Annotated in this window: 11 protein-coding genes; 9 read left to right on the forward strand and 2 right to left on the reverse strand. The window is 39.7% G+C overall.

All coding sequences use genetic code 11. The features are described from left to right. Positions 1–8 precede the first annotated feature (8 nt). Positions 9–1,856: a S8 family peptidase gene (locus FJR08_RS21695; protein WP_168634551.1), complete on the reverse strand. Its 1,848-nt coding sequence runs from the start codon at positions 1,854–1,856 to the stop codon at positions 9–11. A 460-nt stretch (positions 1,857–2,316) separates the two neighbouring features. Here FJR08_RS21695 and FJR08_RS21700 point away from each other — a divergent pair, with 460 nt between their 5' ends. The 3 genes from FJR08_RS21700 to FJR08_RS21710 all read left to right on the forward strand — a co-directional run bounded on the left by FJR08_RS21700 (position 2,317) and on the right by FJR08_RS21710 (position 3,929). After that, a complete protein-coding gene (locus tag FJR08_RS21700) occupies positions 2,317–2,745 on the forward strand; it encodes a hypothetical protein (protein WP_168634553.1) in 429 nt (142 codons plus the stop codon). A 46-nt stretch (positions 2,746–2,791) separates the two neighbouring features. Beyond that, entirely contained in the window at positions 2,792–3,088 is a 297-nt protein-coding gene (locus tag FJR08_RS21705) for a hypothetical protein (protein ID WP_015080946.1), read from the forward strand. Between the two features lie 91 nt (positions 3,089–3,179). Further along, positions 3,180–3,929, forward strand: a complete 750-nt coding sequence (locus tag FJR08_RS21710; protein ID WP_168634554.1) for a M50 family metallopeptidase — start codon at positions 3,180–3,182, stop codon at positions 3,927–3,929. 12 nt (positions 3,930–3,941) lie between these two features. Here the strand turns inward: FJR08_RS21710 and FJR08_RS21715 are convergent, their stop codons facing one another. Beyond that, entirely contained in the window at positions 3,942–4,739 is a 798-nt protein-coding gene (locus tag FJR08_RS21715; protein ID WP_168634556.1) for a CBS domain-containing protein, read from the reverse strand. Between the two features lie 167 nt (positions 4,740–4,906). On the opposite strand from FJR08_RS21715, the gene FJR08_RS21720 reads away from it, so the two are divergent. From FJR08_RS21720 to FJR08_RS21745, 6 genes are all read left to right on the forward strand, one after another. After that, the gene (locus FJR08_RS21720) at positions 4,907–5,884 is read left to right on the forward strand and encodes a DUF362 domain-containing protein (RefSeq protein WP_015080943.1); all 978 of its coding nucleotides are present in this window, start codon (positions 4,907–4,909) and stop codon (positions 5,882–5,884) included. 96 nt (positions 5,885–5,980) lie between these two features. Beyond that, positions 5,981–7,339, forward strand: coding sequence for a GUN4 domain-containing protein (locus tag FJR08_RS21725; RefSeq protein WP_051155196.1), 1,359 nt, complete (start codon positions 5,981–5,983; stop codon positions 7,337–7,339). A gap of 397 nt (positions 7,340–7,736) precedes the next feature. After that, positions 7,737–8,303 carry a hypothetical protein gene (locus FJR08_RS21730; protein ID WP_148279064.1) on the forward strand — a complete coding sequence of 189 codons (567 nt, stop codon included), beginning with the start codon at positions 7,737–7,739 and terminating at the stop codon, positions 8,301–8,303. A 345-nt stretch (positions 8,304–8,648) separates the two neighbouring features. Continuing rightward, complete coding sequence (locus FJR08_RS21735; protein WP_015080940.1) at positions 8,649–9,701, forward strand: permease; 1,053 nt, start codon at positions 8,649–8,651, stop codon at positions 9,699–9,701. Positions 9,702–9,911: 210 nt separating this feature from the next. Then, complete coding sequence (locus FJR08_RS21740; protein ID WP_148761559.1) at positions 9,912–10,676, forward strand: TIGR03943 family protein; 765 nt, start codon at positions 9,912–9,914, stop codon at positions 10,674–10,676. A gap of 85 nt (positions 10,677–10,761) precedes the next feature. Beyond that, positions 10,762–12,261: an Ig-like domain-containing protein gene (locus FJR08_RS21745; protein WP_168634557.1), complete on the forward strand. Its 1,500-nt coding sequence runs from the start codon at positions 10,762–10,764 to the stop codon at positions 12,259–12,261. The last annotated feature ends 39 nt before the right edge of the window (positions 12,262–12,300 follow it).

The raw sequence follows: 12,300 nt of genomic DNA on the forward strand, positions 1-12,300 counted from the left end.
TTACCTAATTAAGCAGTTTGTCCGTCTTTTTTCAATGCTAACCGGGCTAGTCCATAACAAAGTACAGCATTAACAAGAAGGAAAATTCGAGCTAGGTTACTATTTCCTAAACCCCAAACGGCAGGATCATAAACAGCACTAACGGTCAGAAAAGCTGTTATTCCTAAAGTTGCACCAATAGCAAACCATTTCCAACTAGGATGTCCTAAAAATAAGGCTATTAAAACAAAAGGAATTAAAACACTGGCAAAAAGAGGATTTAATGCGTCTGTTCCCTGTAAAGTGTTGCCTAGTTCGGGAATGGAACTACCTAAAACCCGGAAAGGCCATTGAGGAAGATCAAAGATATAAAATCCTTTGAGGAAGAATAAGCCAGAACTGCCGAAAGTTAAGCCGCTGAATAAAGACCAACTCCAAGTGAAGGGGAAGTAAACCCGTAAGAACCAAGCTAGAAGATAAGAACCTATTACCATGAATATTTTAGGCACTAAAGCGATCGCTCCGCCATCTATCCAAAAGCCGGGATTAAGATAACCCTGTTCTCGCAACCACCGGAAAAAGTCAGGAACACTAATTATACCGTCGCTGGCTAATTTAACTGCGGCTTCGGCGTTGAGTTGTCCAGCCCCATAATAGTTCAAACCGTCGTCTTGAATGACTCTGGCTGACTGTTGGAGAACTTGCAAAATTTCATCGGGTTCTTTGATTCCCAAGGCTTTGATTAATGCCGCTACACCCGCAACGTGGGGAGAAGCCATACTTGTGCCTTGAAGTCCGAGAAATACGCCTTCACCTTGTTCATTAATAGTTTCTTGGAGAATTGTCCCAGTTTCACTCCCTCCAGGGGCAGAAATATCCACACCCGCACCATAGTTAGAATAGGATGCTCTTTCACCGTCAGGTCCAAAAGCGGAAACGCCAATAACATGATCATAACGGGCAGGGTAGCTTACGCCGTTGGTGTTTTCATTACCTGCGGCAGCAATGATAGTTACACCTTTGTTATGGGCATATTTAACCGCATCTTCCATGAGTTGGCTTTCTCCACCACCACCTAAGCTCATGTTAATGATGTCTGCGCCGTTATCAGCCGCAAATTTGATGGCTTCGGCAATGTCGGCTACTGTTCCTGCACCGTCAGCATTTAATACCTTTAAGGGCATGAGGCTGGCTTCATAGGCAACTCCAGCGACACCATAGGCGTTATTGGTGGCTTGGGCAACTGTACCAGCGACATGAGTTCCGTGTCCGTTGTCGTCTTTGGCTGCCTCTGTGTCGTTGACGAAATCATAGCCTTTGACAAATTTGGTTTCATATAAGTCGCGGACTTTGGTAATGCCAGTATCAATTACGGCAACAGTGATACCACTACCTTTACTCCGAGTCCATGCCGCTTCTACGCCGATTTTGTGTAAGTTCCACTGTTTGCTATAATACTGGTCATTTGGACCAATTAAAGACGAACTTGGTTCTTCGTTTTGCTGGGGTGCTAACAGTTCTCCTAACCAAGTGGCTTGTCCTTGGGGGACGATTTTATAAATGTAATTTGGCTCGATAAATTCTGTAACTTTGGCAAAGGGAGATTTTCTTAAATCGTTGAGTCTTTGGCGATCGCCTTTGATAATATACACATGATCCGCTGCTGAATATTTATTATCCAATTGGGGGGTAACATGATATTCTTGAGCGATCGCTTGTAGATCCTTCTCAATCACATTTTCTGCCACATCTTCCCGAAAATCTAGCAAAATTGTCTCAAACTCACCTTTAGCTGCCAGTCCCTGAAAATTCAGAAACCCAAACACAGCAGCAGTCAGTCCAATGAGAAACAAGCACAACAATAGCAGTTTTTTCATTTTTTTCTCTTATATCCCCGTCTTCAAAGAAAGACAGCACGGAGAGGGAATTTTCTTACTACCATAGCTCATATAAGTAGGTTGGCGTTGAAAATTGTCGTCATAGCACTAGGCTTGAGGCAATACTTCGACTTCGCTCAGTAACCAGAGGCAAGAGTAAAGAAGTTTTCAGCGATTTTACATCTCTTTACACAGTTTGGTTTTATTGTGTTCACCTACTTAGTAGGTACATTCAATCAATTCCGGGGTATGATGGCGTGAGTTAAGGGAAATCTGATGATAAATTAGTCAATCTACTAATATTAGATAATACATTAAATTTTGTATCTTTGCTTATGACCTATATTTATATTGGATATTGTAAAATGGTATTTGGGAGATTTTAGAGAAAATTCTATCTTCTTACCTGTTTTCTAATTAAATTAACGACGCTCCTCTCAAAGAGGAATTACGAATTATTATGGAACGTGGTCTTTTATGGTTGCCTCTGTTAGTAGCATTTTTCTGGTTAGCGTGGCAAGGTTCACAGGAATTTAAGAAACTTCAAGCTTATCAAATTTGGGCAGAACAATTTGAACGGGCTAAATATGATATTTATGCAGTGTTAGCTCAAAAAGGTGATGATATCACTTGGGGAAAACCCACAACTAAAGGACCAATTGAATTAGAAACTTTTTCTTTGTTGGATGTTCAAGAAATTCGTTTTTTAGTAAATGGTAATGCCGTAGATATAGAAAATCCCCCCCCCAAAGGTCGAAAAATTGAATTAGAGTTTTTATTAACTACTCCTAAATCAATTTGTGTTCCATTTACAGAAGTTCCCCTCGCAGCAGAATGGGCTAAGTTTTTACAGAGGACATTAAAGAATTTGCAGATGCCAACACCGTAAAAAATTATGAGGGTATACAGCCCCTTTCAGTTATCAGCACATAATTATGAGATCCAGAATTGAAAATAACATTTTATTTATTCACCATGAAGACGTACCAGAATTTAAAAAAGGCGGTTCTGTAGTTAGAAATTCCTACTTTTGGGCTTTACGTTCCATTGCTGGACGTGCTAGACGTTATCATGATTGGGAATACGAATCAGAAGTTTGGTTAGCACTAGAACGAATGCTTTTATCATTTACTGAATCTGGGTATTTAGGTTATAAAGAAACAATGTTAGAGTTTCCCTTATCACAAGGTGAAATTCCTACTGTGTTACGGAATGCAGCCACTTGGGAATAAATTACCATTTCCTCTTATTTGGTATTCCTACTTTCTCAGAGAAGTAAGAATATTCAGCTAATTAGTGTAATTATGGACAGGAGAGTCACTAATGAGAGAACCCAGTAAAAAGTTCAAACCTTTATTTACTCAAGAAACACCAACAGAAGTAGAACAAATGGGGCTAACCTGGTTAGTAGCAGCGGCTATAGTCACAGCAATTATGTGGCAGATACCCATAGGTAATTATATTTTGTACCCATTTTCTATCTTAGCAACTTGGTTTCATGAAATGGGTCACGGTTTAATGGCCTTGATGTTGGGGGGACAATTTCAAAAATTAGAAATTTTTGGTAACGGTTCTGGCGTAGCTCATTATACTTTAAGTAACACCTGGGGATACCTGGGGATTGGCTTAGTAGCGGCTGCCGGTCCAATGGGTCCACCTATTGCCGGTGCCAGCTTAATTCTTGCTTCTCGAAGTTTGAAAACAACTTCCTTGAGTTTAAAAATTTTAGGGGGATTTTTACTGCTGTCCACATTAATTTGGGTGCGTTCTTGGTTTGGCTTTGTGGCCATTCCCCTGTTAGGTTTGATGATATTGGGAATTGCCTTAAAAACACCTCTTTGGGTACAAGGGTTTGCAATTCAATTTTTAGGTGTGCAGGCTTGTGTAAGTACCTATCACCAACTTGATTATTTATTTAGTTATACTGCGGGTCCATTAGGACTATCAGATACAGGACAAATGCAGCGATATTTGTTTTTACCTTATTGGTTTTGGGGGCTATTAATGGCGATTGCATCTTTGGTCATCTTAGTCCAAAGTTTGCGCGTTGTCTATTCAACAAATCAGCAATAAATACTATTGATATTATTCAATCTGTTCACAACAAATTAACAGTTTTTCCATAGCTTCAGCTAAAGAAATTAACTCTTGCCAAGAAGAACCACTAACTAAGTTTTGAGCGTGTGCTAAACGGTTGCGTAAACGTTCAGCAGACTTGAGAAACTTTTCCCCAGAGCGTTTTGAATTCAATCCTAATTGCGGAAGTAGTTCTGATTGATTTAATATCAATTCTCGCTTATCGCAAAATTGTAAATAGTCTAATAAATCTGTAGCTTCGTTTCTTTCTCGACTCTCACGCCATAATTTTTGAGCCGCCTCCAGTCTATCAGGTTTAAGAAATTGTTGCCAAGAATCTTGAGGATAATAAAGCCTGACCAATCGTAACAAATTCATTTCTAAAAGGGTGATAAAGCTAAACAGTAGCATTCGCACAGGGGCTTTTTGTAAATCACCGTAAGTAATAATACCACTAACTTTGTTAGAATCTAAGACAAATAATCTGGGTTTTTGTGCTAAGATAGGCAATAATTTCATCAAAGGTGTGGAAATAGCAATTAATTCTTGGGGATGAAATATCTGTTGGTAGTCGCTACATTTTCCAGCCTGACATTGTATTAAATGAGAACGTTCCACATAACCACTAATAATATTTTCTGTCTCTACCCCTACCACATCAAAATCTTGTAACTGCATCCAATGTAATACTTCTTTGACATCAGCATCAACCGACACAGCCTTGAGAGGTTCGGCTACATATTCTATAGTGATACTTTTCTCAAATAGGCCGCGTAAATCTTGCGAGCGTGATTTTAGCTGTTTCATCTACCCTGAGAAATAAAATAAATATTAGCAAAATTAGTATTTCATAAAACTCCCTACCATAACTGTTATTTAGATTCATCTTTGTCAAAGTAGCAAGAACTTTTCCACTATAGTTTAATTTTTGATACAGTATTAATGCTGAATGTAATATAACGCAATTATTTTCCATGTCAACACAAAAACCATCTGTTAGTCTCATTCGGGCTAAATCCTACGAACAGGAAGCTTTAAAAGAATCCTTAGAAACACTCCTAGAACCTTTAGGGGGCATGGCTGCTTTTGTCAAACCAGGCAACCGCGTTTTACTCAAACCCAACCTGCTCACAGGTTCTCGTCCTACTAAAGAATGTACCACCAGACCAGAATTAGTGCGTGCTGTTGCCGAAATGGTAATTGCTGTGGGTGGAAATCCCTTTTTAGGAGATAGTCCCGCTTTTGGTAGTGCTAAAGGTGTGGCCATAGCGAATGGTTTATTACCAATTTTAGAAGAACTAAAATTACCACTGGTGGAATTTCACGGGAAACGTTATCAAACCGTCAACGACAATTTTAATCACTTGCTTTTATCGAAAGAAGCAATGGAAGCAGACGTGATTATTAATCTGCCTAAAGTTAAATCTCATATGCAATTAACTTTAACTTTAGGGGTTAAAAATCTCTTTGGTTGTGTTCCTGGGAAAATGAAAGCTTGGTGGCACATGGAAGCAGGTAAAGATGCTAACAAATTCGGAGAAATGTTGGTAGAAACTGCCAGAGCAATTAATCCAACTTTAACAATTTTAGATGGAATTATTGGTCATGAAGGTAATGGACCAAGTGGGGGAGAACCTCGGAAATTAGAAATTCTAGCAGCTGGGAGTAATGTATTTGCTTTAGATAGAGCAATGCTAGAAATTCTCCAAGTTGCACCCGCACAAGTTCCCACAGTTGCAGCTTCCCAAAGATTGGGAATATGTCCAGAATTAAGTGATATTCACTTCCCGAATTTATCACCCGATTTATTACAAATTACAGATTGGCAATTACCCGAAAAGTTAATGCCCATAGATTTTGCCATGCCGCGTGTGATTAAGTCTACTTTTAGGCATCTTTACATCAGGTTTATCAAAGAACCTATGAGCGCTTATACTGGAGGACGCTTGTAAGGTAAAGTATGGGCAGGGAGTAAATTCCCTGTCTAAACCCATTGATTCTACCAAGTAGGTGTGATACCATCTCACTTAAGTCATTTGTATGTAAATATGAATCTATCTAACCAAATACTGAAAAATAATTCTGCTATTTTCTCGGTTACGGTGTCAATATTTGTATTTTTTGTAGCACTGATTCCCGTGCAAGCGGGAAAACTTGAGGACACTGCCCAACAAACTACAGTCCAAATTAATAGTGAAGGTAATAACTCTCCCGGAGGTTCAGGTGTAATTATTAATAAAAAAGGAAAAATTTACACCGTTCTAACGGCTAATCATGTTGTCTGTGATGCCATAAAGGGACGCAAAAAAATTACTTGTACTACAGACGTTAGTTACACAATTCGTACTTACACTGGTAAAGATTATCCGATTAAAGATCGTCGGGCATTACAGCAAAATGAGAATGACCCAGATTTGGCTGTGGTTACTTTTGAAGCCCAGGAAAATTATCCTGTCGCTACTTTAGGAAATTCTCAAGAGGTAGAAAGGGAGGCAGATATTAAAGTTACTGGCTTTCCTACTATTTTTGGTAAAGGGGGGACGGAGAGAGAATATTCAGTTACACGAGGAAAGGTGACTACTTTACTTCGCAAAGAGAAGAACGGTTATACCCTAGTATATGATGCCACTACTAAAACTGGTAATAGTGGCGGACCAGTGTTTGATATTTCTGGTAGAGTTATCGGTATTCACGGACAAGGTGATTATGGTGGAGAAGATGGCAGTGATCCGAGCGAGTTACAAACCACCAGAATACAGAAACCAGTCATACCTGTGAAAAAACTAGTACCTGGAAAAAAGGAAACAGGAACATCCCCAGAGGGAAAAACAGGATTTAATGGGGCAATTCCTATTAATACCTATTTTGCTCTCATTGGTGAGAAACCTCCTACTCCTAATCCTAGTAGGGGTGTAATTCCGCCAAAGACAGAACAAGAACCAATAGCCACAATAGGCAATACTGGAAACTTTCCCGCTAGTATGGACAAATTATCACAATTATTATCTCAAGGTGATTGGAAAGGGGCTGACGAGGAAACAAAGTCTCTAATGCTGGAGATTAGCCAAGCTTCTGGATCACTCAATGATAAGGCAATTTCTCGATTGTCCTGCGGAAAATTAAGCTTTATTAATCAAATTTGGCAAACTAAAAGCCAAGGTCGCTTTGGTTTTTCTGCACAAGCACAAAAATGGAAGAGTTTATTTGGTAATAAATTTGAACCAACTAACGAGCATTTTGAAGATTTTGCTACTGATTTAGGTTGGCGTTATCGAGGTAGATATTTATCTAATAATCAGCTTAAATACTCTTTAGATGCGCCTAAAGGATATCTCCCTAGAGCATTTTTAGATGGACCTGTTTGGGGAAATTTCATTGCGTATTTTGATGGTTGTAAGATAAAGTAATTTCATACCTAGATGAATCTGCATACAATTTGAAAAGCATAAAAATATTGCTTATTAATTGCTGCGGGTATATATAGCTATAAATTGAGCCAAGCTTACTAACCTCATAGTTCAATCCGGTTCAATATCAAGAATTGAACTCAACAATCCAAGTTAATATCCTTCGTTAACTGAAGCTTATTGACTAAATACAGCGGTTTCCGCTCTTATGAGGTACAAAGTTGAATCATGAAACTCTTGTAGTGCGGGCATCTTGCCCGCTAGATATGTACCTTATAACACCGGGAAGTGCTGTAACCTACAAATTCTTTACTTTATGGTGAGAAAAATGTCAAAGAGAACTCGCTGCATATCCTATTTGATGAAGATTGTTGTATTGTCCACTCCATTAGTATTCATGCAATCCTTGCCGAGTTGGGGACAATCTGCTCCTGCTGCACCTGAGATTGGGTTTGAAGTTGAGGGACAATCAGAACTTAATCAAATAGTTTTGCCTTTGTTTAAATATGTGGGTGAATGTCCTAGTGCTACAACTTATATAAGTGACACTAAAGCTTGGTTTACATCCTCAAGTGAACCACCAAAAAATGGCAGGAGAGTAATTATCAGAAACATTTCTCGGGGAATGTCTCCTGACAATTTCCCATACACTGATCGAGATTATAGTAAAGGGAGAGGCTCAGAGTCCACCAAAATAAGTATCGGGACTCGGCATAGTGGTAGTGCATTTGTTGTGAAGAGAGATGCCAATGAATTTGAATACGAGATTAGACAAGATAATTCAGTAGTTGAGAGGGGACAATTTTCTTCATTTGTCCGTGGAAGTTCTACTGTGTCAGAAATTCCTAGAGAACAAGTAGAGGTTGATAAAGGATACTGTGCAGAAAAAGGTAGCGGCTTTTTGGGTTTCTTATCTTGTAAAAATTGGGTAGAAAACAAAGTTAAAGAGTGTCCGAAAGACTAATATCTTATTGAACTAATTAGAGATTACGGAATCAACCTAAAACTTGCTTGTAGAGACGTTCCATGGAACGTCTCTATATTTTTGTGCCGATATGTCTAATAACTTATCTAGCCAGTTTAAGTTGTAAATTTAGCAATGGTAGGCAAAAGACAAGCAATTTTTTCATAAATTATTGAGGACTGCTATAATTTCCTCACTATAATGGGATTTAATTTTAGCTGCTTAATCAATGATCCCCGTATCGCTTTAGTATAGGTTGGTGTTAGCCATATTTCTCGCTACCCTATTAAATGAAATGACAACACAAAACTCTAAAACTCAGAACTGCTGTTGAATACAACGCCCATGAATCAACTGAACAATGGTTTTACAATATTTCTCAGTCTACTAGTGGAGGCGATGCCATTTTTACTGCTGGGTGTATTTTTATCCAGTCTATTACTATTATTTGTCGATGAAAGTAAATTGGTGGAGAAAATGCCCAGAAATCCCCTATTGGGGGCTTTATTTGGCAGTATGATCGGCTTTTTGTTTCCAGTTTGTGAGTGCGGTAATGTGCCTGTGGCCAGACGGCTATTGATGCAGGGAGTACCCACACCAGTAGCGATTGGCTTTTTATTAGCAGCGCCAACAATTAACCCCATTGTGATTTGGTCAACTTGGACTGCATTCCGCGATCAACCAGAAATAGTAGTGTTAAGAGTGGTATTTTCCCTAGCCATTGCCACTATTATTGGTTTTATCTTCAGCTTTCAACCGGATTTAGTTCCCTTTCTGCAACCATCAATCGCCCGTTATCTTAAATTTAACCCCCCAGCACCACCGAAAACAAACCGCAGGGGACGACAATCTCAAGTACAACCCCAAACTAATACACCGAGTTTATTGCAATCAGGAACATATATTCTTGGTGGCACAACGGGAGCGTCGAAACGCATAGATGATAGTTACAGTGAAGTCGCTGCAATTTCTAACTTCAGTAAACCCTTATCAGAGAAACTCCGCTCCCTATTAGATAATATTATCCAAGAACTCCGGGAATTAGGCGGAGTCATGGTATTAGGCAGTGCGATCGCCGCCGCTACCCAAGTTTTAGCCCCCCGTGACCTGATTATTAGTCTTGGGGCTGGGCCAATTAGCTCGATTTTAGCCATGCTAGTATTAGCAGCAGTTGTATCAATATGCTCTACAGTTGATGCCTTTTTTGCCCTGTCTTTTGCTTCCACCTTTACTAGCGGGTCATTGTTAGCATTTCTAGTCTTTGGACCGATGATTGATATTAAAGGTATTGGTTTAATGCTCTCAATTTTTAAGCCAAAAGCCTTGATATATCTGTTTTTATTAGCTGGACAATTGACACTTTTATTCACCCTATTTCTGAATCTGCACGTGATCTGAATCAAGATTGGGTCTCTTTTGAGCAAAATTTTCTTTTTTCCCCCTCAAATGTGGGGTGTGAGGTATGGGGTTTAAATCCTGGGAAGGTGGGAATATAGTAATTGGAGATTGAAAAAAAGGTAGTCGGTAATTTTCTAAAATAATTTCTGTTCCCCCTTCCCTCCTCCCTATTCCCTCTTACCTATTCCTTATGATACCTAAATAACTTTAATGCTAAATTCCCAAACTAAAGCCCCAAATAAATTCATCCCTTGGCTAGATGTATTAGCCATTACAGCTTGGGGTATTCTGATGTTGAAATATTGGCTAACGGGCAAACTCTACTTATTGATTCACCCGGATTTCTTTTGGTTAGTAGTTGTCGCCGGCATAGCCTTATTAATCATTGGTTTCTCTAAGGGATTGCAACTGTGGAAACACCGTCACATTCCCCAAATACCTAGTGCTGGGCATATTAATTTGTTTCCCCCTGGTTGGGGCAGTTTCCTGTTACTAACAACGGCAATTTTAGGATTAATGATTACACCTCGTGTCTTTGCGAGTCAAACAGCCCTAGATCGGGGTGTGACTGAATCAACAGGTGCTAGTCGCACTCAACCCCAGGCATTTCGGGCTACAGTTCGCCCAGAAGAGCGATCGCTTGTAGATTGGGTCCGCACATTGAATGTCTATCCCGAACCGGACGCATACACAGGGCAAAAGGCAAAAGTCCAGGGATTTGTGATTCATCAACCTAACGTCAGTGAAGAATATATATTTTTAGCCAGATTTGTTCTCAGTTGTTGTGCCGCAGACGCTTATCCCGTGGGATTACCAGTCCAAATATCTGGATCACGTCAACAGTACCCCCCTGATACATGGTTAGAAATAGAAGGACAAATGACAACACAAACTGTCGGAGAGAAACGCCAACTCACTATCAAAGCCAACTCCCTGAAAAAAATTCCCCAACCTCAAAATCCTTACAGTTATTAGTCAGTGGTCAGTTGTTAGTTGTTAGTTGTCAGTTGTTCCCTAATCTAAAATCCAAAATCTAAAATCCAAAATCTAAAATTGTTAGATGAACAAATCCTATAAACTTATTCAACCCTTAGACGGAATTGCGATCGCTGTCATGCTCCTACTGAGTGTGTTGATTGGGTTAATTATCTGGAAAGGTGATGTAGTCAAACCTATGGTTCGCACCTTTACCTGGGAAAATCAACAAATTGGCGCAGAGGATCTCTCCTTCTCCCTCACCTTTAGTCGGCCAATGGACTCCAAAAGCATCGAGGAGAATTTAAAAATAGATCCACCTCTAGCCGGTAAAACCAGTTGGGCTGGCAGAAGAATGGTGTACACACTCCTTACCCCAGCCCCCTACGGCACAAACTACCAAGTCAAACTAGAAAAAGGTCAAGATAAATATTCTCAAGCGGAAGGGAAAAACCGCGTCATGCAGCCCTTTACAGGTAGCTTTTCTACCCGCAATCGCGTCATCCTTTATATTGGCTCGGCAGCAGAAATCCAAGGGCAGTTGGTACTTTATAATTTAACCCAAGAACAAAAAAAAGTTCTTACCCCCAAAGACTTAATTGTGATGGATTTTGAACCATTCCCCAATGGTGAAAAAATCCTCTTCTCGGCTCGTTCTGCTAAAAATCCTGATTTACTTTCCGCCCAACTTTATACAGTCAGCACAGGTATTTCTAGTCAAATTGGGACAGAAATAGCCGCCGCAGGGAAAGTTGACCTAATTTTAGATAACAAAGAATATCAAAATCTCAAATTTGACCTTTCAGCCGATGGCAAAATTATTGTTATTCAAAGAGGTAAACGCGATAATTCCGGTGATTTTGCTCTCTGGTACTTATCAACCAGCAATGATAATTCCGCCGAAAAACCCACGCCAAAACGGTTACAAGGGCAGCCTGGTGGAGATTTTCTGATTACACCCGATAGCAAAGCCGTAGCAGTTTCCCAAGGACAGGGGACAGCAATTGTATCTTTAGACGGTGATAGCAACAAACCTCTCGATTTTCTGCCTCAATTTGGCTTAGTCCAAGCCTTCTCCAAAGACGGTTCACAGGCAGCAATGGTCAAATTTAATACTGATTATACGCGAGATTTGTTTTTAGTCACCAACCAAGGTGTACAAAAACAATTATTAAAAACTACAGGCTCAATTCTTAGCTGTCAGTTTGATCCGGCTTCCCCTAGTCTTTACTGTTTAGTTACCCAACTTATTTCTAAAGAACAATACATAGAACAACCTTACTTGGTATCCATTGACTTGAAAACAGGCAAGCAAAAACCATTGTTACTCTTGCCTCCGGCTCAACGCAATGTCCAAACCAGTTTAGCACCTGACGGTTTAGGCTTCTTATTTGACCAAGTAGTTCCCATTGCCAATAACACCACACCATTACCCGCAAACACCTTAAAAACTGATGATGGTGAACCCATTGCTAGTAGTAGTCTCTGGTTAATGCCCATGCTATCTATAGCTGATAATACAAATATTGACATTAAACCAGAACAACTACCTCTCATGGGCTTTCATCCCCATTGGCTACCCTAATTAATTGACAATTGACAATTGACAATTGACAATTATTAA

This window comes from Dolichospermum sp. UHCC 0260 (genome assembly GCF_009711985.1).
GTDB classification, from domain to species: Bacteria; Cyanobacteriota; Cyanobacteriia; order Cyanobacteriales; family Nostocaceae; genus Dolichospermum; species Dolichospermum lemmermannii.